Raw genomic sequence first — 26,001 nt, 5'->3', positions numbered from 1 at the left:
GGGCTACTGTGATCAAGGCTTTATGTGTGTACTGTGGCGCCAACGCGGGCGTCTCGCCGGACTATGCCGTGGCGGCGCGTGAACTGGCGCGCGTGCTGGTGGCGGAAAATATTTCACTCGTGTATGGCGGCGGCAAGGTTGGCCTGATGGGCGTGATCGCCGATGAAGTGCTGCGCCTGGGCGGCGAGGTGACGGGCGTGATCCCCACCCAGCTGGTCGAACGCGAAGTGGGCCACACGGGCTTGACGCGCCAGTTCATCGTGAAGGACATGCATGAGCGCAAGGCGATGATGGCCAGCCTGTCCGATGCCTTCATCGCCATGCCCGGCGGCTATGGCACCCTGGAAGAGCTGTTCGAGATGCTCACGTGGGCCCAGCTGGGCTTGCATGCCAAGCCCATCGGCTTGCTCAATGTCGACCGTTTCTATGATGGCTTGATCTCTTTTGTGCAAAACGGCAGGGAGCAGGGCTTCATCCGTCCGCAGCACGCGGCTTTCCTGAATGCTGACGCAGATCCTGCGACCTTGGTGCAGCGACTGAAGGACTGTGTGCCGTAAATTTTCCTTGTGGAATCTTATCCAACGCCATGCACTGTGAAATGCATGGCTTTTTTTATTTCCACACGGGAAAATTGATCGAGCTCAACAACTCAATTAATAAAAATATGCCTATTATATTTCCATAAAAGCATGCTTTTTTGAAAATGAAGATGCTTTTTAAGTATGAGTGTGGTCTACTGGCATGGTTCAAAAGTTAGGAATATCGGACACCGACGAGTGTTGTACAGACTTCGAAAAGTACAAACTCCCAAAAAAAGGTGCTGATCTGTTTCAAGTTGCCACAACCACGCTACTTCATCATCTCGAAAGGATGCTATTTTGAAACCCATGACCCTCTTGCGCGCGACCGCTGTCGCCGCCATTCTTGCCGCCGCTGGCGGCGCCCAGGCAGAAACCACCATTATCGGCTTCGATGCGCTGGAACATCCCGGCATCTTCGGCTCCGTCTTCAACTCCTACTCGGAAGGTGGCTACGATTTCGACAGCAGCTTCCTGGGCCTGTTGAGTTCTGCGCATCAAAGCAACTTTGCCTATGCGGGCTCGGCCGGCCTGGGCGCCACGCTGTTGTCGACGACAACGCTGAGCCGTACCGATGGCGCCGCATTCTCGCTCAGCTCGATCAGCCTGGCCGATTTCGTGAGCTTGCCTGGCTCCTACGACGTGACGTTTGTCGGCCACCAGGTGGGCGGCGGCACGGTGACCCAGACCTTCAGCCTCGATGGCAGCCATACTTTCAGCGATTACACGTTCACGGGCTTCAACAACCTGCTGTCGGCATCGTGGAAGGAAGGCGCCTTGCACACCTTCCAGGTCGATAATATCGCCGCCAGCGTGAGCGCCGTGCCGGAACCGGCCACGTACGGCATGTTGCTGGGCGGACTGGGCCTGCTGGCCTTCCTGCGCCGTCGCAAGAACGTCGCCTGAGCCTGAACAAGGTGCCGGCCATGCCGGCGCACACGTATAAGCCGCCAGTTTTACCAGGCGGCTATGCTGACAGGCTGACGCACGCGAACAAAGCCCCCGGTGCAACTGCGGGGCGCCTTCGTTACGCGCGCGTCACGACCACAGGCGCTGGCCCGACAGGTCGAGCTGAGTCAGGTACAGGCGCACGTCGAATTCGTACTGGTGATACTGCGGTTCCATATACGCGCACAGCTTGTAGAACGCCTTGTCATGTTGCTTTTCTTTCACATGCGCCAGTTCGTGTACTGCGATCATGCGCAGGAATTCCAGCGGCACTTCCTTGAACATGGTGGCCACGCGGATTTCATGCTTGGCCTTGAGCTTGCCGCCTTGTACGCGCGAGATCGAGGTATGCAAGCCCAGCGCATGCTGGATCACATGGATCTTGCTGTCGAACGCCACCTTGTTGATGGGCTCGGCATTGCGCAGGAATTCATTTTTCAAGTCTTGCACGTACTGGTACAGCGCCTTGTCGTTGCGCACATCGTGCGCGTTCGGGTAGCGTTTTAACAGGACTTCGCCCAGCTTGTCTTGCGCGATCAGTTGCTGCACTTGCGCCTGCGTTTGTTCGGAATAGGCGCTCAGGTATTTCAGGGATGGCTGCATGCGGGGAAGGGCGGGGTGGGGGGAAGGCGAGAATGTACCATACCGCCGTGCCCCGCGCTGCGCCACCCCTTGCACGGGGCCGCCAAGGCCGCCCTGTTCTGCCGTCAAGCGGCGCGCGCAGGTCAGCCTGGTCAGCCCTAGTCCCTAGCCCTAGCCCTTGTCATCCTCGTCCTTGCTGCCTTGCCGGCTCGCCTTGGCTTGCTGCTCGGCGCTGCCGCTGCGTGCCGCGCTACTGCTGCGGCTTTCGTTGGCGCGCTGGGCCGATTGCCTGCTTTCGCCGCCCTTGCGGCCGATTTCCGCCATGTGTTCGCGGTTGCGGCTGACGGCTTCGCCGCCTTTCTGCCCGGCACGGCGTGCTTCTTCCGAGTCGAATTCATGCGCCGTGCCCTTTTGATGGGCTGCCTGACCGCCCTTGCTGGCGATTTCGCGTTGCTGCTCCTCGTTCATGGCGGCAAAGCCGCGCTTGCTCGTGCCTTTGGCGCTGCCCGATTCGCTGGCTTTCTGGCTGCTGCCAGCGTCTTTGCCCTGCTCATTACTGTTAGCCATGTCGCTCTCCTTGCTGTCGAGTGGGAATCAGATGCTCAATGCGCCTGATCGGATTGCCTGCCGGTCTCGCGGCCGTGGCCTGCGCCATCGCGGTGGCCCGTAGCATGCATTTTTTCAATCATTTCACGCTGGCGCTGTGTGGCTTTTTCCGTTTCTTCGGCCGTCTTGCGTACTACTTCATCGGCGAAAGCCACGGCCGTGCGGCTCGCTTCGGGCAGGTGGTTCTCTGCCGTGCGGTTCATCTCGACATTGGCGTTGGCGACGAGATTGCCGAGTTGCTGCTGGTATTGGCGCAGCTTGTTGCTGCCCGGCTGCAACTGAGCAGCGGCCAGCGACATGAACTCGCCCGTGTCGCGCGCGCACAGCAGTTGCTGGCTGGCGCTGTTCCATTCCTGCAGCAGGTCTTGCGCCAGCCGCAGATGCAGCTCGCCCAGTTGCTGCGCCGTATCGAACAGCTTGCGCGATAGTTCAGTGGCGAAATTGCACTGGGTCTCCAGGTGGGACTTCAGAGCGGGGCTGAGACTTTGGGGAATACTGTTGGTGAACATGTTCTACCTCAATGAAAATCTGGTCCGAGAAACACCCGGTGTACCGGATGCGACGTGTGCTGAAACAAGCAAAGAGATAGACGCCAGATGGCGTGCCAGGTTCCACGCCGGATACCCGTTTGGCGTGAGAATGGCGTCTGGCAGGCGGAAAATCGCGATGACTTTGTGCCAGATCAAATGAACGTGAATCGGCTTGCCGCCGCTGGCAGCCATGCAGCTTGTGTGGAAAATGCCGGCTTCCAGGCCCGGCCGTGCGACAATAGCCGGCTCGCGGCAGCGCAGCCGATGGCCGGCGCGCGTGGCTGAGCCGAGCATAGCCCACCTTTTTTGCCTTATTCCGCGACCATGACGCATCCCGAATACATCCTGACCCTGTCCTGCCTGGACCAGCGCGGCATCGTGCACCGCGTGTCCGGCTTCCTGGCCGAACACGGCTGCAACATCATCGATTCCGCCCAGTTCGGCGACCAGGAATCCCAGCTGTTCTTCATGCGCGTGCATTTCGCGCTGGAAGACGCCGCCGTCAGCGACGCCCAGTTGCGCAGCGACTTCGCCGACCTGTCGCAAGTCATGCAGCTCAATGGCCAATTGCACGATGCGCGCGTCAAGCCGCGCGTGATGCTGATGGTGTCGAAGATCGGCCATTGCCTGAACGATTTGCTGTTCCGCTACAAGAGCGGCTTGCTGAACGTGGAAATTCCCGCCATCGTCTCGAACCACATGGAGTTCTACCAACTGGCGGCCAGCTACAATATTCCCTTCCACCACCTGCCGTTGGCGGCCGGTGCGCCGGAAACGGCCAAGCTGGCGCAGGAAGCGAAGATCATCGAGTTGATGGACACGCACAAGATCGACCTGGTGGTGCTGGCGCGCTACATGCAAATCCTGTCGCCCGGCCTGTGCCAGGCGCTCGACGGCCGCGCCATCAATATCCATCATTCCTTCCTGCCCAGCTTCAAGGGCGCCAAGCCGTATGCGCAGGCGCATCACCGCGGCGTCAAGCTGATCGGCGCGACGGCCCATTTCGTCACGGGCGACCTGGATGAAGGCCCGATCATCGAGCAGGATGTCGAGCGCGTCGACCATGCGATGGATGCCGAAACCCTGACGGCCATCGGCCGCGACGTCGAGTGCGTGGTGCTGGCACGCGCCGTGAAATGGTTCGTCGAGCACCGCATCCTGAAAAATGGCGACAAGACGGTGGTTTTCCGCTGATACCGACTTCATTATTCACTTTACCGAGACAGAAACACGATGGCCCTTAAAGCAACAATTTTCAAAGCCGATCTGCAGATCGCCGACATGGACCGCAACTATTATCAGGAGCACGCGCTGACCCTGGCGCGCCACCCGTCCGAAACGGACGAGCGCATGATGGTACGCCTGCTGGCGTTCGCCATCCATGCTGACGCAGCGCTGACGTTTACCAAAGGCTTGTTTGACACGGAAGAGCCCGACCTGTGGCAGAAGGACTTGACGGGCGCCATCCAGCTATGGATCGAAGTGGGCCAGCCCGACGAAAAACGCATCCTGAAGGCCTGCGGCCGTTCGGAACAGGTGATCGTCTACAGCTATGGCGCAACCAGCCACATCTGGTGGAAGCAGATCGCCAACAAGCTGGAACGGGCGAAGAACTTGACCGTGATCAACCTGCCATCCGAGGCGGCGCAAGACATAAGCAAGCTGGCGCAGCGCAGCATGCAGCTGCAATGCACGATCCAGGATGGCCAGATCTGGCTGACCGACAGCGTCAACACGGTCTTGATCGACCGCGAACCGGTGAAGCCGGCACGCTGATTTTGACCGTTTGAAACGCAAAAAGCCCGGAGCGATCCGGGCTTTTGTCATTGCAGGCGTTTAATTGGGCGCGCTGCCCAGGCGCTTGATGCTGCTCGAGCGCTGCATGCTGCGGCTGATGCGCGGATCGCCGTAATAGCTCACTTCGCCCGAGCCGCCGATGCTGATGGTCAAGTCATCCTTGGCCCATACTTCCGCCTCGCCCGAGCCGCCGATGCTCACCTGCACCTCGCGCGCGGCCAGGCGGCCCGCCTGGATATTACCCGAGCCGCCGACCGATGCCGTCAGCTGTTCCGTCTTGCCGCTGGCCTTGAAGTTGCCGCTGCCGCCGATGGAAATGGAGGTCATGCGACTGTCGAGGTCGCGCGCATCGATGGAGCCGGAACCGCCCACGTCGAAGCGCAGCTTCTCGGCGCGCAAGCCCGTTGCCGTGATGCTGCCCGAGCCGCCCACGCTGATGCGTTCTACCTGGCGCGCCTGGATGACGATGGTCAGGTTGCTTTGGCGGAAAATCGTATTGCGCCTGGCGGGGCGGATGCGCAAGGTGCCGTTTTCCACCACCGTCTCGATCAGCGGCAGGATATTGTCGTCGGCCTCGATGGTGACGCTGTCCGTGTTGCCAATGCGTAATTCAACCGTGCCCTGCACACTCAGCGCCACTCCATGGAAGCTGCCCACTTCGCGCGTCTGCTTTTGCAGCTTGCCGCTGCCCTGGATGCTGTTGCTGGAAATCCAGTCGAGTGGCGACGCCAGCGCCGGCGCGGCCGGGATGGCCAGGGCGCAGACGGCCAGCAGCAGGGTCGTCACGGCGCGGGCATGGTGGGGCTGGAAAAGTGTCGGTGTCATTCTTGCTCCCTGTTTTCAATTGGACTGCGTGCATGGTATGCCAGCCGGTGGCGCCTGCGTACCGTGCTGCGACAGACGGCAATGCCGGCGGGACAGAATGCAGGAGGATGCGACAGGATGGCATGAGGTATCATGCGGGTGGGACATACGATGACCGGCACGCGCCGGTCACACTACTGGAATTACATGCTGATCATCACCATCAAACAGGGCAAGGAAAAGAGCTTGCTGGGCCAATCGTGGATTTACGCCTCCGCGATTGAAAAAGTCGAAGGCAAGCCGCAGGAAAAAATGAAGCCCGGCTCGACGGCCATCGTGCAAAGCTCGGCCAAGCAGTTCATCGCTCGCGCCGCCTACAATTCGAAGTCGCAGATCCGCGCGCGCATCTGGAGCTTCAAGGAAGACGAACCGGTCGACCACGCGCTGATCAAGCGCCGGGTCAAGGCCGCCATCGAGAAAAAGTTGCCAGCCATCAAGAAGGCGGGCGAGAACCAGCTGCTGACCCTGATCAAGGGCGAAGACGAGGGCTTGCCGGGCCTGGTGGTGCAGCTGTTTGGCGGCGTGCAAGGTTATCTGATCTGCGAATTCAATGCCGGTGGCGTCGATGCGTGGAAAGTGGCCATCGTGCAATCGTTGATGGCTTCCACCGGTTGCCCCAATGTGTACGAGCGCTGCGACGACCTGATGCGCAAGGGCGAAGGCTTGCCCTTGATCGACGGCGCCCTGGCGGGTGAAGAGCCGCCCGATGAAGTCATGCTGACGGACAACGGCGTGCGCTATGCGCTGGATTTGAAAACGGGGCATAAAAGCAAGTTCCGCTGAGAACGGCTGCCTGACATAAAAAACCGGCGCTGCCGGTTTTTTTATGCCTGCTACTCCAGGGGCACGCTGCGATACTTGTTGACCTCCCGCGCCGACACGGCCGGCGCATCATTGCCCCATGAGGCGCGCAGATACGTCACCACGGCCGCCACCTCGGCGTCATCCATGACGGGGCCGAACGGCGGCATGCCGTAGGGGCGCGGGTTGCCGGTTGTCCCGGGCGCAAAGCCGCCGTTGAGCACCAGGCGGATGGCGTTGACGGCCGACTCCGTCGTCAGCGCGCGGTTGCCGGCCAGCGGCGGGTAGCCGGGGGGCAGGCCCTTGCCGTCGGCCTGGTGGCAACTCGCGCATTGCGCTTCATACAGTTTCACCCCCAGCGCCAGTTGTTGCCTGGCTTGCTCCGACGTCTCGCGCGGCGCCCGTGGCGCCGCTTGCGCCGGGCCGGGCAAGCTTTTCAGGTACACGGCCATCGCCTGCACGTCGGTAGTGCCCATGTGCTGCAAGCTTTGCCGCACCACCTCGGCCATGGGGCCGAAGACGGTGGCGCGCGGCGACACGCCCGTTTGCAATAATTCCACGATATGCGCCGTGTCCCAGTCACCGAGGCCCGCTTCCGCGTCCGACGTCAGCGAAGGCGCGTACCAGCCCAGCACGGGGATCAGGCCGCCCGACAGGCTGTCGTCGCTGCCGCCCAGGGTGCTGCGGCTGCTATGACAGGCACTGCAGTGGCCCAGGCCCTGCACCAGGTAGGCGCCGCGGTTCCATTCCATGCTTTGCGTCGTGAGCGGCTGGTACACGCCCGGCTTGAAGTACAGCGCGCGCCAGGCGGCCAGCGCGATTTGCTGGTTATAGGGGAAGCGCAGCGCATGCGGCGCGTTCGCCTGTTTGTGCGGCGGCACGCTCTGGAAATACGCGTACAGGGCGTCGCTGTCTTCGCGCTGCACCTTGGTGTAGCTGGTGTACGGAAAGGCGGGATACAGCAAACGGCCATCTTTCGACTTGCCGTTGTGGATGGCGCGCCAGAAATCGTCGGCCGTCCAGCTGCCGATGCCCGTTTCCTTGTCGGCCGTAATGTTGGGCGAGAGCACCTTGCCGAACGGCGTCTGCAAGGCCCGTCCGCCCGCATACGGCACGCCGCCGCGCGTCGTGTGGCAAGCCATGCAGTCGCCCGCTTTGGCCAGGTAGGCCCCGCGCGCGATCAGCTGTTGCTGGCCCAGGGTGCTGGCAGCGGCGGGCGGGCCGATGTCGTCGTCCGGGTACAGCAGGAACTTGGCGCTGCCGCCGGCAATCAGCACCAGGCCGGCCGCGATCATCCATTTTTTCATGGCGCCACCTGCGCGCTGGAACCTGGCACGCCGCCGCAGTGCAGGGGCAAGGGCAAGGTGATGCTGCTGGCGGGACGCGCGTCGGTGCTGGCAACTTGCGTACCCAGCCAGGCCGAGACGGCGCCCACGTCTGCGTCGGACAGGCGCTGCGCCACTTGCGCCATGCAGTCGGGGGCGTGGGCGCGGCGAATAGCGTTCTTCCAGGCGCCCAGCTGGGCGTTGATATAGTCACGCGGCAAGCCCAGCAAGCCGGGAATGGCGGGCGCCACGCCGGCCAGCTGCTGGCCGTGGCAGGCGATACAGGCGGGGATTTTTTTGCTGGCATCGCCTTGCAGCACCAGTTGCTTGCCCCGCGCCAGGGCCGTCGTGCCGGCGCTGCTGGGCTGGGCCGGCGGCGGGGCAGCGTGCTGGGCCGCAAAATACTCGGCGATTTCGCGAAGATAGTCGTCCGGCAAATGCTCGACCATGTAGTTCATCATCGGATACTGGCGCCGTCCCTCGCGAAAGTTCAGCAGCTGGTTATACAGGTAGCCTGCCGGCTTGCCGGCGATGCGGGGAAAGAAGGCGTCGTGGCGTTCCTTCTGCGCATGGCAGGCCGTGCAAGCCTTGATGCGCTGTTCCAGGCTGTCGTGGCCGGCTGGCAGTGCGGCCGGTGCGGCCAGCGCCATACCGGGCAAGGCGACGGCCAGGGTCAGGGCCAGCATGGAGAGGGAATGCAGTTGCACGGAAAGTCGCATGGGAAAATAAGCTGTCTCGTCGGTCGATATGGCGTGCCGGTGTTGCTGCCCGGATGTTGTTATCCTAGCATATACCGGGCACTGTCATTGTGACAGGATCAGTTATGCAATAAAACTACGGATCAGTTTGAGGAGCAGGGTTGAAACGATATGAAGCATTGGCGGAAGAGGTTGCCGCCATGATCAGCACGCAGCTGTTGTTGCCTGGTGATAAATTGCCCTCCGTGCGCCAGCAGCATGCGCGCAGGGGCGTGAGCCCGTCGACGGTGTTCCAGGCGTATTATTTGCTCGAAGCGCGCGGCATGATCGTCTCGCGTCCCCGTTCCGGTTATTACGTGGCGCCGCAGCGCGCCGCGCTGGCGCCCGAGCCGGACAGTTCGCGCCCGCTCGACGCCAGCACCACCGTCGATGTCAGCGACCTCGTCTTCGAAGTGCTGGGTGCCGTGGGCGTGCGCGATATCGTGCCCTTCGGCTCGGCCTTTCCCAGCCCGCATCTGTTTCCGATGGAACGGCTGGCGCGGGCCGTGTCGGCCAGCATGCGCCGCCTCGACCCGTGGAGCACCGTGACGGACTTATCCCTGGGCAATGCGGAATTGCGCCGCCAGATCGCCCTGCGCTACCAGCTCGATGGCGTGCTCGTTTCCAGCGATGACATCGTCATAACGAATGGCGCGCTGGAAGCGCTGAACCTGTGCCTGCAAGCCGTCACGCGGCCTGGCGACACGGTGCTGATCGAGTCGCCCAGCTTCTATGCCTGCCTGCAGGCGCTGGAGCGGCTGGAACTCAAGGCAGTCGAGATCGCGACCAGCCCGCGCGACGGCGTCGACCTGGTGGCGCTGGAAGAGTTGCTGCAGCGCCACCAGCCCAAGGCGTGCTGGCTGATGACGAGTTTCCAGAATCCCCTGGGCAGTCTGATGCCGCCCGAAAAGAAACGCGCACTGGTGGAACTGCTGGCGCGCCATGGCGTGCCGCTGATCGAGGATGATGTGTATGGCGAGCTGTATTTTGGCAAGCAGCGCCCCGGCCTGACGAAAAGTCATGACAGCGCGGGGCTGGTGATGCATTGCAGTTCGTTTTCCAAGACCCTGGCGCCCGGTTTCCGGCTGGGCTGGGCCGTGGCGGGCCGCTACGCGCGCCAGGTCGAGCGCTTGAAACTGACCACCAGCCTGTCGGCGCCGATACCGCTGCAGATGGCGCTGGCCGATTATCTGGCGCAGGGCGGCTACGACCGTCATTTGCGCCAGCTCAGGCTGACCCTGGCGGCACAGCAAAACACCATGCTGCAAGCCATCGCCGTGCATTTTCCGCCTGGCACGCGGGTCACGCGGCCGCAGGGCGGTTATTTTGTCTGGGTGGAGATGCCTGCCGGCGTCGATGCGCTGGCCTTGCACCGCAGTGCACTGGCGGCCGGCATCAGCATCGCGCCCGGCCCTATCTTTTCCGCCACGCGCGCGTTTCGCCATTGCATCCGCCTCAATTACGGCCACCCGTGGAGTCCGCAGATGGAAGGCGCTATCGCCACGCTGGGGCGGCTGGTGCTGGTGCCGGCGGCGGCAAGCGGCGCATGAAAAAAGTCGGCTCTGTTCTCGCTAAATAGGGAAAATGCCGGAATCTTCCCGCTGCGCAGCTGTCTGACTCTGCATACTCACCACGCAGGAGCGAATCATGCGGCCAGCCGAATGAAAGGCGACACTGGGAGAATTCCCCACATTTGACGGTGACATAGCCAAAAAAAAGTCCCTTGCGGCAGCAAGTGTTTCATTTCAAAAAGAAATATTGCTGTTATATTGATGTATCTATAACTAATGATGGGAATGATCATGGATAACACGCAGCCGGAAGTGGCTCGTACGCAAGATACGACGATCGCCATCCTGTCCCACGTTGGCGGCCTGTTCACCAGTTGGGTGGCGCCGCTGATCATTTATTTGATCAAGAAAGATGATGCGGATAAATTCTCGGCCGAGAACGCCCGCGAAGCGCTGAATTTCCAGATCACCCTGATCATCTGGTATTTCGCCTGCTTCATCCTGTCGTTCGTGCTGATCGGCCTGTTCCTGTTCTGGGTGGTGGCGCTGGCCAACCTGGTGTGCTCGATCGTCGCGGCCGTCAAGGCCAGCAATGGCATCACTTACCGCTATCCCTTGACCTTGCGCCTCGTCAAATAAGGCAGCACCGGCCGCCGGGTTTCATCCCGGGCGGCCGGGCAGCGCCAGGACTGCTGCAAAGTCGGGCGCCACCGTTGTGGTGGCGCCTGTTTCGTGCGACCACAGCACGATCACCGGTGGGTACCGATGGACTTGCTCTTGCTGATGCTGCAGGAAGGCGCGCCGGCTCAGGCGGCTGCGGGCGGCGTGGCCGGCGGCGTGCTGGCGCGCGGCGTTTTTTGCTGCGCTACCTTGCCACCGTCGGCGATCCAGCGCCGGTACACGCGCAGGGCGACTTGCGCATCGTCGGCCGCGTACAGGATCTGCTTTTCCGTCAGGCGCGACGTAGCCCAGTTGGTGGTGGAAATTTTTTTCGATTTCTGCAGGTGCAGGCCGAAGAACTTGGCCACGGCCGTCTTCGCGCCCAGGTCGTTGCGCTGGCCGCCGCGCAGGGCCACGGACAGGTCCAGCACTTGAGCTGGGGCAATGCCCAGCTTGTTGCGCAGGCGCTTGACGTCGTCGGACAGGCCAAAGCCCACCTTCAGGGTGGTGGTCGATTCGAGGATGGCTTTCAGTTCGGCCAGGGGCGGCGTGGCGCCCACCTGGAACAGGTAGGCGATGTCGTCGGTGGCCAGCTGGATCAGGTGCGGCCCCGTGGACGACTCGCCCTTGACGAACGTCGGTTTCGATTCCGTATCGAAGCCGATGGCGTCCGCTGCCAGCAGGGCGGCCATGGCTGCCCTGGCTTCGTCACTGGTGCGTACCAGCTTGACGTGGTCGAGTGCAATGCCTTGATAGGGGGGCAGTGGCGGTGCGGCAGCTGTGTCCATGAAACCGGATCAATCTTTGCGCGAGAATTTCGCGGTCAGCTGATTCAGTTTTTCCTGGCGCAGGCGGTTCGCTTCTTCGGCGGCGGCCGCGTCGCGCTCGGCTTTCTTGCGCTCGGCTTCCTTCTTGAAGCGCTGCTGCAATACTTGCGTGGCGTGGTCGCGGTGCGTTTGCGTCACTTCCGCGCCGGCCGTGCCGTCGAGGTCGTAGCGGATCTTGGCTTTTTCCATCATACGCAGGTAGCGCAGCGAACCCGTGTGGATGCCCAGCGCCGTGCGCATCAGCTTGCGGTCCAGGTCCGGCAGGCGCGCCAGGATCTGCTTGTCAATACCGATAGACAATGGCAGGCAATCGCGAAATGGCGGGAATTGCTCCTGGAACTGCTTCAGCAGGGCGCGCGCGGTCAGGCCGGCAGGTGCCGGCGTGGCCGCTGAGGCCGCTGGGGCTGCATCGACTGGCGTGTCAGGAGTGGTGGCTTGCTGGTCTGGCGTGGAGCTGGTCATCGACATCATTGGTTGGGCTATAAAAGGGGAGCATAGCACGCGCCACAGGCAAGTGCATTGTCTTTTTTGGCAACTTGCACTGAGATAAGCGGGGCCGTACTACAGTGCGCGCAGCGCGAAATGCGGGAAATGTGTATAATGTCGGCTTGCGCTGATGACTGGACCCCGTATTTGACGGTCTGGCTCAGGTGTGCAGGGGATAGGAGCAGTGCGGTGCAGGGCCATCATTATTGATATTTTTGATATCAGATATTTTGCTTATCAATTATCCAGATAACTGGCCTTCGTGCATAATCTTGCTCTCCGCTGTGTCTTCACTGAACAACAATAGATTCAAGCCCGTTCTGGTACGGGCTTTTTTTCATTCCGCAATGTACATCGCTTATTTATCTGATCCGGCTTCGGCCCCGCCGCTCTCGTTACGGGATGCGCGGGCTTTGAGCGCCCCGATAGACAGGCGCCGCTGCCTTTGACGGCAGCCGCAACAACACGCTCCATCGAGTCCGGTTTCGCAGGCTTAGGTGGAATCATTCACTTCGCGCCGACACCATCTGGTCTCGCATTAAGAGATATCTCATGAAGAATACGCCAAAAACTTTAACGTTGTCCGCCAAGGCGCCACGCCCAGCTGCGGCGCCACTTGCCGTACCCAAAACGACTTTATCTTACTTCATCGATAATGCGCAAGCGAATCCGGAAGCCACCGTCACGACGGCGCCCACCGTCGTCACCGTGGTGAAGAAAAGCCGTTCGCGCCTGGCTGCCGTGCCAGCGGCCGAAACGGCTGCGGAAGCGGCCGTCAGCGCGCCAGACGCCGAGGCCGTTGCCGAGGTCGCCGAGGTCGCCGATGCCGCACCGGCCAAGGCCCCAAGCGTGAAGATCGCCCCTGGCGCCAAGGCCCCGGCCGCGCCACGCAAGGTCAGCGAAAGCGCCGCCACGAATAAAGTGGTGACGGCCGCCCGTTCGAAAGTCGTGCGCGCCAAGCCCGAAGCGGCGCCCGTGACCATCATCACCGGCGCGCAAGTGGTCAGCAAGACCACGGACGCCGATGCCCTGGCCGCCATCGATACCTCGAATTACTTCTTGCCGACCGTCAAGGTGCCGGGCCGCCGTGGCCGTAAGCCAAGCGAATTCACGCCGGAAAACGATGAAGTGGCAGCACTCAACGCCGTCGAGCGCGCCGAACTGAAGGCTGTGTCGAAAGCGCGCGACCGCAAGGCCAAGGGCGGCCTGGCGGACGCGCTCGGTGATCCGGAAGCCTCGGCAGCGGACCTGGAACGCCGCCGCAAGCAGATCACGGGCTTGATCAACATGGGCAAGGAACGCGGTTTCCTCACCTATGCCGAGATCAATGACCAATTGCCGGAAAACATCATCGATCCGGAAGCGATCGAAGGCATCATCGCCACCTTCAACGACATGGGCATCGCCGTCTACGAGCGCGCCCCTGACGCGGAAAGCTTGTTGTTGACCGACAACGTCGCCACCGTCACCAGCGACGATGAAGTGGAAGCGGCTGCCGCTACCGCCCTGTCGACGGTCGACTCCGACTTCGGCCGCACCACCGACCCCGTGCGCATGTACATGCGTGAAATGGGCGCCGTGGCGCTGCTGACGCGCGAAGGCGAGATCGAGATCGCCAAGCGCATCGAAGGCGGCCTGAAAGACATGATCCAGGCCATTTCCGCTTGCCCGACCACCATCGGCGAAATCGTCGCCCTGTCGCAAAAAATCGCGCGCGACGAAATCAAGGTCGATGAAGTGGTCGACGGTTTTGTCGATTTGAACGAAAGCAATGCCCCGGCGCCAGCCGCTGCCGCCGCGCCAGCCGCCGCCAGCGGTGACGACGAGGAAGAGGAAGAAGAAGCCGAGGAAGAAGACGGCGACGCCAATGGCGGCGCGGCCGGTTTCTCCAGCGAACAGTTGGCCCAGCTGAAAAAGAATGCGTTGGAGAAATTCAACGTCATTTCGACGCAGTACGACAAGATGCGCAAGGCGCCCGAGGGCTACAACTCGAAAGCCTACATCAAGGCGCAGGAAGCCATCTCGCAGGAACTGCTGGGCATCCGCTTCACGGCCAAGGTCGTGGAAAAGCTGTGCGACACCCTGCGCGGCCAGATGGAAGAAGTGCGCCACATCGAGCGCGCCGTGCTGGAGCTGTGCGTGAACAAATGCGGCATGCCGCGCGCCCACTTCATCAAGGTGTTTCCTGGCAATGAATGCGACCTGGAATGGGTCGACCGCGAAGTCGATTGCAAGTATCCGTACAGCGCCATCCTCAGCCGCAACGTGCCTGCCGTCAAGGAACTGCAAAAGAAGATGATCGACCTGCAAGCGCGCGTGGCCCTGCCGCTGGCTGACTTGCGCAAGATCAACAAGCAGATGGCTGCCGGCGAAAAGCGCGCGCGCCACGCGAAACGCGAAATGACGGTCGCCAACTTGCGCCTGGTCATCTCGATCGCCAAGAAATACATCAACCGCGGCTTGCAATTCCTTGATCTGATTCAGGAAGGCAACATCGGCTTGCTGAAGGCTGTCGATAAATTCGAATATCGCCGTGGCTACAAGTTCTCGACCTACGCCACCTGGTGGATCCGTCAGGCGATCACGCGTTCGATCGCCGACATGGCCCGCACCATCCGCGTGCCGGTGCACATGATCGAAACGATCAACAAGATGAACCGCATCTCGCGCCAGATCATGCAGGAAACGGGCAGCGAGCCGGACCTGGCGACCCTGGCCGTCAAGATGGAAATGCCGGAAAACAAGGTGCGCGAGATCATGAAGATCGCCAAGGAACCGATTTCCATGGAAACGCCGATGGGCGAAGATGGCGATTCGCAACTGGGCGACTTCATCGAAGACAACACGACGCTGGCGCCGCTGGATGCCGCGCTGCACGCATCGATGCGCAACGTGATCAAGGAAGTGCTCGATTCGCTGACGCCGCGCGAAGCGAAAGTGCTGCGCATGCGTTACGGCGTGGAAATGTCGAACGACCACACGCTGGAAGAAGTGGGCAAGCAGTTCGACGTGACGCGCGAGCGTATCCGCCAGATCGAAGCGAAAGCCATGAGCAAGCTGCGCCAGCCTTCGCGTTCGGATAAATTGAAAACGTTCCTGACGCAGAACTAAGCGTCGGCAAGCAAACAAAAAAGAGGCGCAAGCCTCTTTTTTTACGCCTGTAGCATGCCTTGCCTACATAAAACGCGTGCGCGCGCCCAGCAGGCCCATACGATAGTTGCGCTGCAATTTGTACAGCACCACGCCGCTGGCGGAGATGAGAATGGTGATGAGCAGCCAGTCCAATGGATTGCTGCGTTGCGGTGCGGGCGCCGCTTGCGACGGTATGGCGAAGGCCTGGAACTTGTGCCCCGTGTAGATGGCGCCGACCACCAGGCCCGCATCGGTGATCTTGTTGGTCAGGTACAGGCCGTCGTCGCGGCGGCGTACCGTCATCACGCCTTCCTTGTAGACAAAGGTCATCGGCTCAAAGCCTTTGATGCTGACGCTGCCGACGACGTGTCCGGCCGCGTTGACTGCCGTGGCGTAGCTGTCGCCCTGGCCGATCATGGCGCCCAGGTCGAGCATGCGCTTGCCGTCCCAGGCAAACGCGTGCCAGCGGCGCTTCTCCGTTTCAGACGCGCCCACGACCAGGCCTGCGTCATTGATGGCGGTGGCTGAACTGATGCGTCCGCCGGGCAGGGTGCCGATTTCCTGCATGCCCGTGCCGGGGCGGTAGACGAATGCGCGGCGGTAGCCGTCGCCGCGCTGCGCCGTGCCCACCACCACGCCATGTGTGTTCAGGCCGCTGGCATAGCTGCTGGCGCCGCCCAGGGTACCCAGGTCCTGCAGGCTGTGGTCGGCTTTCGTGACAAAGGCGTGGAAATCGCCGTCGCTGGTATCGGCATAGCCGGCAATCGAGCCGTCGCGCGTGATGGCCGTGGCATAGCTGCTGGTGCCGCCCAGGGTGCCCAGGTCGCGCATGCCGCTCGCCTCTTCAAAGCGGAATGCATGCCAGGCGCCATTGGGCGTCTGTGCCGAGCCCACCACCACGCCATGGGTATTGATGGCCTTGGTGAAACCTTCATTGCCACCCAGGGTGCCCAGTTCGCGGATGCGGCCATGCTGATAAGTCACGGCGCGGCGCCGTCCTTCTTCTTCCATGATGATGCCGGCCACCAGGCCGGCCGGGTTCAGGTCGGACGCGATGCTGCCATTGCCATCCCTTTCACCAAAGCCGCGTTCGGCATAAATGGTGGCGCTGGCGGTGGGGATGGCGGCCAGCAGGAGCAGACCGAGCAGTGGGGCGGGGAAGCAGGCGAACCGTGGCGGCATGATAGTTTCCTCAAAGAAAAAACTTACTATACTTTTTTATGCCATAAATGCATACTTAATTTACTACTGTTTTTGATAATTTTTGCGTTTTAGTATGATCGACATGGTGCTTGCCTGCCTGCTGCGGCAGGTGGATGGTCAGCGCCGTGCCCCGGCCCGCCTGGCTGTCGATGCGCAGCTCCCCGCCCAGCGCGTGGACACGTTCGCGTATGCTTTTCAGGCCGAAGGCGGCCCGCTTGCCGTGGTCGCCCGGTTGCATGCCGATGCCGTTGTCGCTGATGCGCAGCACGATGGTGTCCGTATCTTGCGCCAGCGCCACTTCCACTTCGCTGGCCTGGGCGTGGCGCACGATGTTCGACAGCGATTCCTGCAATACGCGGAAGATGGCCGACGTCTGGCGCTGGTCCAGGCCCAGGTCGGGCGCCTCGCTGTCGAGCGTGAGTCGGTAGCGGATGGTGCCACGGCTCTCCATCTGGCGGATCAGCCATTCGGCGGCCGGGCCCAGTCCCAGCTCCAGGGTGCTGGGATGCAAGTCATTGATGATGGTGCGCACCGAGCGGATGGTGGCGTCGATGGTGTCGAGCACGCGCTGCGCGTGGCGGTGCAGGCGCGGGTGACCCTTGGCCGTGCGCGCATGCAGCAGCGACACGTCGATGCGCAGCACCATCAGGTTCTGGCCCAGGTCGTCATGAATGTCGAGCGCGATACGGCGTCTTTCCTCTTCCTTGATGGTCTGCTGGTGGTCGCTCAGTTCGCGCAGCTGGGCCAGGGTGCGCTGCAGGTTCTCTTCGTTGCGCTTGCTTTCCGTGATGTCGATGCCCATGGCGATGATCATCTGCGGCCGGCCTTGCGCATCGAAGATGGGTTTTTTATGCGTCTGCAGCAGGCGGTTTTCCTGCAGCTGCGCATTCCACACCAGTTCTTCGCGGATCACCACCTGGCGGCTGGCAAACGCTTCCTGGTCCGCCGCGTGGAAGCCCGCGTTTTGTTCCTTGGGGAAATGTTGCAAGTCGCGCCCTTCGGCGATGTCTTGCTGGCACACGCCCCATTGCTGTTCGCAGGCCTGGTTCATCAGCACGATGCGTGAAGCGGCATCTTTCAGAAATAATGACAGGGGCATCATGGAAATGATGTCTTGCAGCCGCTCTTCGCTGCGCGCCAGGGCCGCTTCCGTTTGTGCGCGGATGGCGATTTCCGCAGACAGCTGGATATTGACATCGAGCAACTGGGCTGTGCGCAGGGCCACGCGGTTTTCCAGCTCCGCATGGGCCAGGCTCAACGCGTGTTCGGCCCGCTTGTGTTCGGTGATGTCGCTGGCCATGACCAGCGCGCCGGTCGTACAGGCGGCGTCCGCTGAGCATCGCCCAACGCTGTGTGCCGTCGCCATGCCGGTATTGCAGTTCGCCCATGCAGCTGTCTGTCGCCGTCTGGCGCAGCGGACACAGGCGCAGCAAGGTGGCCTCGTCGTGGAATTCCTCCATCGAGTGGTTCAGCAGTTGCCCGGCGGGGATGCCCAGCATGTCGCACAGGCGCTGGTTGACGTACAGGATGCGGCCGTGCGCGTCCGTTTGCCACATACCGTCCTGCGCCGTTACGCTCAGGTGCTGGTAGCGCATGAGGCTATCGTCCAGCTGTGAACGCGTGCTGGCGAGGTGGGCGCGCAGCCTGCGCATCAGCCACATGGCCGTGCCGGCGGCGGCCAGCAGCAGCAGAGCCAGCCAGACATGCTCCCAGAAGTCGAGCTCCGGCCAGGCTGCGCCCGCCAGCCAGCCCAGCATGATCAGGATGAGGGCGGCGCATGCCGCACTCAGCGTTTCAATCGACCATTTGCTCATCCGCGTCCCTGGCGTCATGGTTGGCCGCGGCGGTGCGCATGGGGCCGCAGCGGGGAAGTATCCGACGCTAGTGTAATACCAATTGTTGTTTTATTGAGAATATTTTGCCATTGGGCAAGCAAAAGGGCCGGCCTTTGCGGTGCCGGCCCTGCCTGCCAAAGGCAGCCTGGCGCGATCAGCCCGTGTTGCGCAGGCCCGCCGCCACGCCATTGATCGACAGCTGGATGCCGCGGTGGACCCTTTCGTCGATCTTGCTTTCCGCCGACAGGGCGCGGTTGCGCTTGATCAATTCCACCTGCAAGTGGTTCAGCGGATCGAGATAGGCGAAGCGGTTCTGGATCGAGCGGGCCAGCAGAGGATTGCCCGCCAGGCGCTCGGTGTTGCCGGTGATCAGCTCCAGGCAGCGCAAGGTGTTGCCATGCTCGTCCGTGATGCGCTTGTAGATGCGTTCGCGCAAGTCCTGGTCCGCCACCAGTTCCGCATAGCGCGAGGCAATCGCCAGGTCCGTCTTGGCCAGCACCATGTCCATGTTCGACAGCAAGGTGGCAAAGAACGGCCATTCGGCATACATGGCGCGCAGGGTGGCGATCTTGTCATCTTTAGCGGCGCCCGCGCCATCGTTGATCCACGCCTCGATGGCGCTGCCGAAGCCGAACCAGCCCGGCAGCAGCAAGCGGCACTGGCCCCAGGAAAAGCCCCAGGGAATGGCGCGCAAGTCTTCGATGCGCTGGTTGGCCTTGCGCGAGGCGGGGCGCGAACCGAGGTTCAGTTCGGCGATTTCCGCAATCGGCGTGGCCGAGAAGAAATACTCCGTAAAACCCGGCGTTTCATACACGAGGTGGCGGTACGCGTGATAGGCGAGGTCCGACAGCTGCGCCATCACGGCTTCGAACTGCGCCAGCTGGCTCGCGTGCGCGGGATTGGCCGCCTGCGGCGCCAGGCTCGCTTCCAGGGTGGCGGCCACCAGCAATTCTAGGTTGCGCCGGCCGATTTCCGCGTTGGAAAACTTCGAGGCGATGATTTCACCCTGTTCCGTCAGGCGGATCTGGCCGTTGACGGTGCCCGGCGGCTGGGCCAGGATGGCTTCGTAGCTGGGTCCGCCGCCACGGCCCACCGTGCCGCCGCGGCCATGGAACAGGCGCAGCTTGACGCCGGCCTTCTGGAAATCGGCGACCAGCGCCAGTTCCGCCTTGTACAGTTCCCAGTTCGAGGTGAGGAAACCGCCATCCTTGTTCGAATCCGAATAGCCGAGCATGACTTCCTGCAATTGTCCCTGCTTGGCAATCAATTGCTTGACCAGCGGCAAGGCCATGACCTGGCTCATGATGCCGGCCGCGCGCTGCAGGTCGGGTATCGTTTCAAACAGGGGGATGACCATCAGCTCGCACGTGCTGTCGCCGCCTGCCGCCTTCCAGTCGGTGCGCAGCAAGCCCGTCTCCTTTTGCAGCAGCAACACTTCCAGCAAGTCGGACACGGTTTCCGTGTGCGAAATGATGTAGTTGCGGATGGCGCGCGCGCCGTAGCGCTGGCGGATGTCGCGCGCCGCGCGCAGGATCGCCAGCTCGGAATCGGTTTCCGTGGCGTAGCCGATGTAGGGCGAGTACAGCAAACGCGGCTGGGCCAGTTCATTGAGCAGCAGCGCCTGCTTGTCTTCCTCGGACAGGCTCGTGTAATCGGCGGCCACGCCGCTTTTCGCGAACAGCTCGGCCAGCACTCTTTCGTGCACGTCGGAAGTCTGGCGCATGTCCAGTGAAGCCAGGTGGAAACCGAAGATGTCGGCTGCGCGCGCCAGGGTGGCCAGGCGCGGGCGCACGAGGGCCGCGCCGTGGTGCGATTCGAGCGAGGCGACGATGGTGCGCAAGTCGGCGACAAACGCGGCCGCGTCCGGATACGCTGCGGCCGTGCCCACTTCCTTGCGCAGGATGTTGGTGGCGCCCAGGGCGCGCGCCGTGGCGGCCAGGCGCGCATAGATGCCGATCAGGGCGCGGCGGTAGGGTTCGTCGCTGCGGTGCGGCGAGGCATCCGGCGACTGGTCGGCCAGCGCCTGCAATTCGGCGCTCACGCCCACCATTAGGGTCGAGACGGACAATTCCGCGCCCAGCGTGTGCACTTCGTCGAGGTAAAAGTCGAGGATGGTGGTGGCGTGGCGCGCCAGCGCATGCTGCATGGTGCCGGCATTCACGTTGGGGTTGCCGTCGCGGTCGCCGCCGATCCAGCTGCCCATCTGCACGTAGGCGGCGTTGATGGGCTCGATGGTGCCGTCGCCATTCGGGTATTCGGCGGCGATATCGTCCTCGATATCGTCATACAGGCCCGGCAGTTCGCGCAGGAAGGTGATGCGGTAGTAGGACAGGGCGTTTTCGATCTCGTCGGCCACCGTCAGCTTCGAGTAGCGCAGCATGCGCGTCTGCCACAGGGTGGAAACGCGCGAGCGCAGCAGCTGCATGTTGGCTTGCCGCTCTTTCGGCGTCTGCGGCACGTCGCGCTCGGCCAGCAGGCGGGCGATGTCGTGCTCGGCGTCGAGAATGCTCTTGCGCTGCACTTCCGTCGGGTGGGCCGTCAGCACGGGGGCGATCAGGGCGTCCTGGAAGAAGGTGTCGACGGTCTTGCGGGGCACGCCGGCGGCGCGCAGTTTTTTCAGCGCGAAGCTGATGCTGCCCTTTTGCGCCGGCGAGCCGGCCAGCAGGTGGGCGCGGCGGCGGCGGATGTGGTGTTGATCTTCCGCAATGTTGGCCAGGTGCGAAAAGTAGGAAAAGGCGCGCACGACGGAAATCGTCTGTTCGCGGCTCAATTCCTTGAGCATGGCGTCGAGTTCCAGCGCGGCACCCGCGTCCGCTTCGCGGCGGAAGCGCACGGACGTCTGGCGTATGGTTTCCACCACATTGAAGACGGCGTCGCCTTCCTGTTCGCGCAGCACGTCGCCCAGCAGGCGGCCCAGCAGGCGGATGTCTTCTTTCAGCGGCGCGTCCTTGTCGGAGCCGGCCGCTGGGACTATTTCTGGTGCTACTGCGTCATTGAGCATAATAAAGAACCAAAGTAAGTGTAAAAGCAAGGGAATGTGGATCGCACCGGGCGTTTGGCCGCAGAGGGGAGGGGGCGCATGATAAAATTTGTGGTCTTCAACATGGACGCTAGCCTGACTTGGCCTTCTAGGCTAAGGGATAACGATTATAGCGAGGCCGGGCGCCACCCGATACAAATTGATATCGGACGGGTGAATTGGCAACGCCAATCGCAACGACAATGACAGCGAAAGAACTTGTTTTGAAAGCATCCGAATTGACTCCAAACATACCCGCCCGCCTGGTGATCGCCACGCGCGAGAGCCGTCTTGCCATGTGGCAAGCTGAACACGTGCGTGCACGCCTGGCCGCCCTGTATCCGCAGTGTAGCGTTGAAATTCTCGGCATGACCACACGCGGCGACCAGATTCTGGACCGCGCCCTGTCCAAGGTAGGCGGCAAGGGCCTGTTCGTCAAGGAACTGGAAGTAGCGATGGAAGAAGGCCGCGCCGACCTGGCCGTGCATTCGCTGAAAGACGTGCCGATGGAGTTGCCGGATGGCTTTGCCCTGGCCGCCATCCTCGAGCGCGAAGACCCGCGCGATGCGTTCGTGTCCAACGATTACGCCAGCCTGGCCGAGCTGCCGCATGGCGCCGTCGTCGGCACCAGCAGCTTGCGCCGCCAGTCGCTGATCGCCGCGCGCTATCCGCACCTGACGATTTTGCCCCTGCGCGGCAACCTCGATACGCGTTTGGGCAAGCTGGACCGTGGCGATTACGCCGCCATCATCCTGGCGGCCGCCGGCCTGAAGCGCCTGGGCCTGGCGTCGCGCATCCGCGCCGTGCTGGCGCCGGAAGACAGCTTGCCGGCCGCCGGCCAGGGCGCCATGGCGATCGAGATCCGCAGCGGGCGCGCCGACGGCGCCGACCTGGTGCGCCTGCTGGCGCCGCTGAACCATACCGATACGGCGCAAGCCGTCACGGCCGAGCGCAAGGTGTCGAAGATCTTCGGCGGCAGCTGCCAGATTCCGCTGGCCGCGTTTGCCACCGTCGAGGGTGAACAGATGCGTTTGCGCGCCATGGTCGCCACGCCTGACGGCGCGCGCATGGCTAGCGCCGACGTCAGTGGCCCGTCTAGCGCGCCGGAACTGCTGGGTGAACAGGTGGCCGAACTGCTGCGCGGGCAAGATGCCGCCGCTATCCTCGCCTCGTGCGCCGTCACGCCAGACAACCATGAAGGCCTGGCGCCGCATGCCTGACACCGTGGTGATCACGCGGCCCGCGGCGCAAGCGGGGCCGCTGGCCGCCCGCATCGCGGCGCTGGGCTGGCCCGTGACCTTGTTGCCGCTGCTGGAAATCCACGCGCTCGATGGCGAAGAGGAATGCGCGCAGCTGCAAGCTGTGCTGGCGCGCCTGGCCGAGTACGATCTGGTGGCCTTCGTCTCGCCCAACGCCATCGACTGCGTCTTTGCGCACTTGCCCGCCTGGCCATCCGGCCTGCCGCTGGCCGTAGTGGGCGAGGGCAGCCGGATGGCATTGGGGGCGTACGGCGTCACGGAGGCCAATGCGACCATCACTAGCCCGCTCGATACGGCGCGCAGCGATTCCGAACATCTGTTGCTGGCGCTGGACTTGCCGGCCCTGCGCGGCAAGCGCGTGCTGATTGTGCGCGGCGATGGCGGACGCGATTACCTGGCCGACGGCTTGCGCGCCGCCGGTGCCGAAGTCGAGTTCGTCATAGCCTACCGCCGCAAGGTACCAAAGCTGACACCGGCCTTGCGGGCGACCCTGGAAAATCTGTTGCAGCATAATAATGACTGGATCATCACCAGCTCGGAAGCGCTGCGCGGTTTGCTGGCGCTGCTCGAGGAACTGGATGGCAAAAAGATAGCTGTTGCGAAAATGCAACAGCAGCATCTGATCGTGCCGCACGCCCGCATTGCACAAACGGCGGCGGCCCTGGGTTTTGCCCGTGTCACCTTGACAGGATCAGGCGACGCAGGAGTGCTCGCCGCGTTACAATCACGACCATGAACGAAATGCCTACACTCTCCGAACCGAATGCAACGCCTGGCAGCGCCGTGAAGACGGCGCCGCAGGCGGCCGACCAACCTGCCGGCCGCGCGCCGACCCTGCTCGAACAGCTGCAAAAGCCCATGAGCATCGCCGTCATCGTGCTGGCCGTGCTGCTGGCTGCGCAAAGCTGGTCGACCAGCAAGCAAATCCGCAACCTGCGCGAAGAAGTGGCCAAGCGCCTGCAAAAGGGCGATGTCAGCAACGCCGAAACGGGCGTGCTGGCGCGCAACGTGCAAGAAGGCACGAAAGAGCTGGAAATCAAGGTGGGCGCGCTGGAAAACCGCCAGAGCGAAACGCAAAGCCAGCAGCTGGCGCTGGAACAACTGTATAACGACTTGTCGAAGAACCGCGACGAGTGGGCGCTGACGGAAATCGAGCAAGTACTGTCGACGGCCAGCCAGCAGCTGCAACTGGCCGGCAACGTGCCCGGCGCGCTGATCGCCCTGCAAAACGCGGACCGCAGCCTGTCGCGCTCGGACAAGCCGCAATTCATCACCATCCGCCGCGCCATCGGCCGCGACATGGAAAAACTCAAGGCCCTGCCCAGCGTCGATTCGACGGGCGTGGCCCTGCGCCTCGATGCCGTGATCGCCCAAGTCGACTCGCTGCCGATGCTGTCCGATGAAACGCCGGCCTTGCCGGCCGCACCGGAAAAACCGGGCAAGGCCAGGGCCAAGCCCGTGCGCGATGCTAGCGGCAAGCTGGTAGGGCCGCCGGCGCCGGAACCGCTGCTGCAAAAAGTGCGCGACGGCTTCAATACCTGGAGCGGCGACATGTGGGCCGACGTGCGTCAATTGATACGCATCCGCCGCGTCGATACGCCGGAAGCGCTGATGCTGTCGCCGACGCAATCGTATTTCTTGCGTGAAAACGTCAAGCTGCGCCTGCTCAATGCCCGCATGGCCTTGTTGTCGCGCAATGAAACCGCCTTCAGGAATGATCTGATCGCCGCGCAGGATGCGCTGGCCAAGTATTTCGACACCCGTGCCAAGAGCACGCAGACGGCGCAAGCCCTGCTGCGCCAGGTACAGGGCAGCAACCTGGCCATCGAAATGCCAACCTTGTCCGACAGCCTGACGGCTGTGCGCAACTACAAAGCGAAGTCCTGAGCCCATGCGTCTATTTCTCTGGTTACTCGCCCTGATGGCCGCGGCGATCGGTATCGCCGTGACGGCCCGTTTCAACCCCGGCAACGTGGTGCTGTTCTATCCGCCTTACCGCATCGACTTGTCGCTGAACTTCTTCCTGCTGCTGCAGGTCGTGCTGTTCGTGCTGCTGTACCTGCTGGTGCGCGCCGTGCGCGCCACCGTGCGCATGCCGGCGCAAGTGGCGGCCTACCGCCAGCGCAAGCGTGAGCGCGATGGCAACAAGGGTTTGCGCGAAGCCTTGAAAGCCCTGTTCGAAGGCCGTTTCGGCCATGCCGAGAAGGCCGCCTTGCGCGCCGCCGAGCTGGAAGAAAACGCCGGCCTGGCCGCGCTGATCGGCGCGCGCGCCGCGCACCGCATGCGCCAGTCCGAACGCCGCGACAGCTGGCTGGCCCGCGTCGAAAGCGATGCGAGCCTGAAGACGGCCCGTTTGATGACGGTGACGGAATTACTGGTCGACGACCACCAGCCGGAAGCGGCACTGGCGGCCGTGCGCGAACTCAATGCCAGCGGCACGCGCCATATCCACGCCCTGCAATGGTCGCTGAAGGCCGAGCAGCAGGCGAAGAACTGGCCGGAAGTGCTGCGCCTCGTGCGTTCGCTCGACAAGCACCGCGCCCTGCATCCGGCCCTGTCGTCGCGCCTGCGCGAGCTGGCCTACGACCATTTGCTGTCCGACCAATCGCATGACGCCGAATCCTTGATGCGCGTGTGGTCCACCGTGCCCAGCGCGGACCGGGTCAAGCCGTACATCGCCTGCCGCGCCGCCACGGCCCTGAATGCACGCGGCTTGCACGACGAAGCGCGCCTGGTGTGCGAAGAGTCGCTGGCCGCCGACTGGGACGAACGCGTCGTGCGCGCCTACCGCGAAGCGGCGGCCCCGAGCGGCACGCCAGCCCTGCTGCTGCAGATCGAGCATTGCGAGCAATGGATGAAACAGCGTCCGCTGGATGCGGAACTGGCCCTGACCCTGGGCACCTTGTGTCTCAAGCAAAAACTATGGGGCAAGGCCCAGCGCCACCTGGAGCAAGCCCTGTCGGACGCCAGCGAGCCGCAAATGGTGCGCGACGCCCACCTGAAGCTGGCGCAGATGCACGATGCCTTGCAGCAAACGGAACAGGCCGCCGCGCATTACCGGCAGTGCGCGCTGGCGACCATCCTGTAAGGTGAGTATTCAGACGTAAAAAAGCCGTTCAGTGCAGACTGAACGGCTTTTTTGTGTGTGCTGACCCGTCCTGGAATAAGTTGACACTTTTTCGACGCAAAGAAGGAGTGTCAAATGGAACAAGGGTTTAGGCGCAGCCAGCGCGATTACAGTCTGGCTTTTAAATTGAGCGTTGTCGAGCAGGTGGAAAAAGGCGAGATGACGTACAAGCAG

Annotated in this window: 24 protein-coding genes and 1 pseudogene; 12 read left to right on the top strand and 13 right to left on the bottom strand. The window is 62.6% G+C overall.

Features of this window, described 5'->3' with window-relative positions:
* Nucleotides 1-11: 11 nt before the first annotated feature.
* Nucleotides 12-557: an LOG family protein gene (locus ACQ4WP_RS19555; protein WP_436523635.1), complete on the top strand. Its 546-nt coding sequence runs from the start codon at nucleotides 12-14 to the stop codon at nucleotides 555-557.
* A gap of 330 nt (nucleotides 558-887) precedes the next feature.
* Nucleotides 888-1,484, top strand: coding sequence for a PEP-CTERM sorting domain-containing protein (locus ACQ4WP_RS19550; protein WP_436523633.1), 597 nt, complete (start codon nucleotides 888-890; stop codon nucleotides 1,482-1,484).
* Nucleotides 1,485-1,616: 132 nt separating this feature from the next.
* Here ACQ4WP_RS19550 and ACQ4WP_RS19545 read toward each other — a convergent pair whose 3' ends face one another.
* From ACQ4WP_RS19545 to ACQ4WP_RS19530, 4 genes are all read right to left on the bottom strand, one after another.
* Nucleotides 1,617-2,129, bottom strand: coding sequence for a YgjP-like metallopeptidase domain-containing protein (locus ACQ4WP_RS19545; RefSeq protein WP_096234633.1), 513 nt, complete (start codon nucleotides 2,127-2,129; stop codon nucleotides 1,617-1,619).
* 150 nt (nucleotides 2,130-2,279) lie between these two features.
* Nucleotides 2,280-2,675, bottom strand: a complete 396-nt coding sequence (locus ACQ4WP_RS19540) for a KGG domain-containing protein (protein ID WP_436523510.1) — start codon at nucleotides 2,673-2,675, stop codon at nucleotides 2,280-2,282.
* Nucleotides 2,676-2,710: 35 nt separating this feature from the next.
* A complete protein-coding gene (locus tag ACQ4WP_RS19535; RefSeq protein ID WP_436523508.1) occupies nucleotides 2,711-3,223 on the bottom strand; it encodes a phasin family protein in 513 nt (170 codons plus the stop codon).
* Between the two features lie 3 nt (nucleotides 3,224-3,226).
* The gene (locus ACQ4WP_RS19530) at nucleotides 3,227-3,538 is read right to left on the bottom strand and encodes a hypothetical protein (protein WP_436523506.1); all 312 of its coding nucleotides are present in this window, start codon (nucleotides 3,536-3,538) and stop codon (nucleotides 3,227-3,229) included.
* A 30-nt stretch (nucleotides 3,539-3,568) separates the two neighbouring features.
* Here ACQ4WP_RS19530 and purU point away from each other — a divergent pair, with 30 nt between their 5' ends.
* Nucleotides 3,569-4,438, top strand: coding sequence for a formyltetrahydrofolate deformylase (gene purU, locus ACQ4WP_RS19525; protein ID WP_436523504.1), 870 nt, complete (start codon nucleotides 3,569-3,571; stop codon nucleotides 4,436-4,438).
* Nucleotides 4,439-4,477: 39 nt separating this feature from the next.
* On the top strand, nucleotides 4,478-5,020 hold the full coding sequence (locus ACQ4WP_RS19520) for a YaeQ family protein (protein WP_436523502.1): 543 nt from the start codon (nucleotides 4,478-4,480) through the stop codon (nucleotides 5,018-5,020).
* Nucleotides 5,021-5,080: 60 nt separating this feature from the next.
* Here the strand turns inward: ACQ4WP_RS19520 and ACQ4WP_RS19515 are convergent, their stop codons facing one another.
* On the bottom strand, nucleotides 5,081-5,866 hold the full coding sequence (locus ACQ4WP_RS19515) for a head GIN domain-containing protein (RefSeq protein WP_436523500.1): 786 nt from the start codon (nucleotides 5,864-5,866) through the stop codon (nucleotides 5,081-5,083).
* A 186-nt stretch (nucleotides 5,867-6,052) separates the two neighbouring features.
* Between ACQ4WP_RS19515 and ACQ4WP_RS19510 the strand changes: the two genes are divergently transcribed.
* Nucleotides 6,053-6,688: a class I SAM-dependent rRNA methyltransferase gene (locus ACQ4WP_RS19510; RefSeq protein ID WP_436523498.1), complete on the top strand. Its 636-nt coding sequence runs from the start codon at nucleotides 6,053-6,055 to the stop codon at nucleotides 6,686-6,688.
* A 50-nt stretch (nucleotides 6,689-6,738) separates the two neighbouring features.
* Here ACQ4WP_RS19510 and ACQ4WP_RS19505 read toward each other — a convergent pair whose 3' ends face one another.
* Nucleotides 6,739-8,013 carry a c-type cytochrome gene (locus tag ACQ4WP_RS19505; protein ID WP_436523496.1) on the bottom strand — a complete coding sequence of 425 codons (1,275 nt, stop codon included), beginning with the start codon at nucleotides 8,011-8,013 and terminating at the stop codon, nucleotides 6,739-6,741.
* A complete protein-coding gene (locus tag ACQ4WP_RS19500) occupies nucleotides 8,010-8,717 on the bottom strand; it encodes a c-type cytochrome (protein WP_436523631.1) in 708 nt (235 codons plus the stop codon). The genes ACQ4WP_RS19505 and ACQ4WP_RS19500 overlap by 4 nt, the downstream gene beginning before the upstream one ends.
* A gap of 173 nt (nucleotides 8,718-8,890) precedes the next feature.
* Between ACQ4WP_RS19500 and ACQ4WP_RS19495 the strand changes: the two genes are divergently transcribed.
* On the top strand, nucleotides 8,891-10,318 hold the full coding sequence (locus ACQ4WP_RS19495) for an aminotransferase-like domain-containing protein (protein WP_436523494.1): 1,428 nt from the start codon (nucleotides 8,891-8,893) through the stop codon (nucleotides 10,316-10,318).
* A gap of 252 nt (nucleotides 10,319-10,570) precedes the next feature.
* Nucleotides 10,571-10,918 (top strand): DUF4870 domain-containing protein, encoded by a 348-nt coding sequence (locus ACQ4WP_RS19490; RefSeq protein ID WP_426072398.1) that lies wholly within the window; start codon nucleotides 10,571-10,573, stop codon nucleotides 10,916-10,918.
* Between the two features lie 167 nt (nucleotides 10,919-11,085).
* Here ACQ4WP_RS19490 and ACQ4WP_RS19485 read toward each other — a convergent pair whose 3' ends face one another.
* Together ACQ4WP_RS19485 and ACQ4WP_RS19480 are read right to left on the bottom strand one after the other, a co-directional pair.
* Nucleotides 11,086-11,727, bottom strand: a complete 642-nt coding sequence (locus tag ACQ4WP_RS19485; RefSeq protein WP_436523492.1) for a 3'-5' exonuclease — start codon at nucleotides 11,725-11,727, stop codon at nucleotides 11,086-11,088.
* A 9-nt stretch (nucleotides 11,728-11,736) separates the two neighbouring features.
* Nucleotides 11,737-12,237, bottom strand: coding sequence for a ProQ/FINO family protein (locus ACQ4WP_RS19480; RefSeq protein ID WP_436523490.1), 501 nt, complete (start codon nucleotides 12,235-12,237; stop codon nucleotides 11,737-11,739).
* A 567-nt stretch (nucleotides 12,238-12,804) separates the two neighbouring features.
* Here ACQ4WP_RS19480 and rpoD point away from each other — a divergent pair.
* Nucleotides 12,805-15,363, top strand: a complete 2,559-nt coding sequence (gene rpoD / locus ACQ4WP_RS19475) for an RNA polymerase sigma factor RpoD (protein WP_436523488.1) — start codon at nucleotides 12,805-12,807, stop codon at nucleotides 15,361-15,363.
* Nucleotides 15,364-15,426: 63 nt separating this feature from the next.
* On the opposite strand, the gene ACQ4WP_RS19470 is transcribed toward rpoD, so the two are convergent.
* From ACQ4WP_RS19470 to ppc, 4 genes and pseudogenes are all read right to left on the bottom strand, one after another.
* A complete protein-coding gene (locus tag ACQ4WP_RS19470) occupies nucleotides 15,427-16,566 on the bottom strand; it encodes an HAF repeat-containing protein (RefSeq protein WP_436523486.1) in 1,140 nt (379 codons plus the stop codon).
* Nucleotides 16,567-16,621: 55 nt separating this feature from the next.
* Nucleotides 16,622-17,887, bottom strand: a complete 1,266-nt coding sequence (locus tag ACQ4WP_RS19465; RefSeq protein WP_436523484.1) for a PAS domain-containing sensor histidine kinase — start codon at nucleotides 17,885-17,887, stop codon at nucleotides 16,622-16,624.
* 70 nt (nucleotides 17,888-17,957) lie between these two features.
* Nucleotides 17,958-18,143 (bottom strand): annotated as a pseudogene (locus ACQ4WP_RS19460) (PAS domain-containing protein); the annotation flags it as partial.
* A 433-nt stretch (nucleotides 18,144-18,576) separates the two neighbouring features.
* Entirely contained in the window at nucleotides 18,577-21,423 is a 2,847-nt protein-coding gene (gene ppc, locus ACQ4WP_RS19455) for a phosphoenolpyruvate carboxylase (protein ID WP_436523482.1), read from the bottom strand.
* Between the two features lie 221 nt (nucleotides 21,424-21,644).
* Here ppc and hemC point away from each other — a divergent pair, with 221 nt between their 5' ends.
* From hemC to ACQ4WP_RS19435, 4 genes are read left to right on the top strand one after another with little or no spacing between them, the layout of a single operon-like run.
* The gene (gene hemC / locus ACQ4WP_RS19450) at nucleotides 21,645-22,661 is read left to right on the top strand and encodes a hydroxymethylbilane synthase (protein WP_436523480.1); all 1,017 of its coding nucleotides are present in this window, start codon (nucleotides 21,645-21,647) and stop codon (nucleotides 22,659-22,661) included.
* The gene (locus ACQ4WP_RS19445) at nucleotides 22,654-23,436 is read left to right on the top strand and encodes a uroporphyrinogen-III synthase (protein ID WP_436523478.1); all 783 of its coding nucleotides are present in this window, start codon (nucleotides 22,654-22,656) and stop codon (nucleotides 23,434-23,436) included. The genes hemC and ACQ4WP_RS19445 overlap by 8 nt, the downstream gene beginning before the upstream one ends.
* On the top strand, nucleotides 23,433-24,587 hold the full coding sequence (locus tag ACQ4WP_RS19440; protein ID WP_436523476.1) for a uroporphyrinogen-III C-methyltransferase: 1,155 nt from the start codon (nucleotides 23,433-23,435) through the stop codon (nucleotides 24,585-24,587). The genes ACQ4WP_RS19445 and ACQ4WP_RS19440 overlap by 4 nt, the downstream gene beginning before the upstream one ends.
* A 4-nt stretch (nucleotides 24,588-24,591) precedes the next feature.
* Nucleotides 24,592-25,788 carry a heme biosynthesis protein HemY gene (locus tag ACQ4WP_RS19435; RefSeq protein WP_436523474.1) on the top strand — a complete coding sequence of 399 codons (1,197 nt, stop codon included), beginning with the start codon at nucleotides 24,592-24,594 and terminating at the stop codon, nucleotides 25,786-25,788.
* Nucleotides 25,789-26,001: the final 213 nt, after the last annotated feature.

Source organism: Janthinobacterium lyxosi (assembly GCF_051380665.1).
Lineage (GTDB): Bacteria > Pseudomonadota > Gammaproteobacteria > Burkholderiales > Burkholderiaceae_D > Janthinobacterium.
Note: the sequence above shows the minus strand (reverse complement) of the source record. Positions and strands in the feature narration are given on the sequence as shown.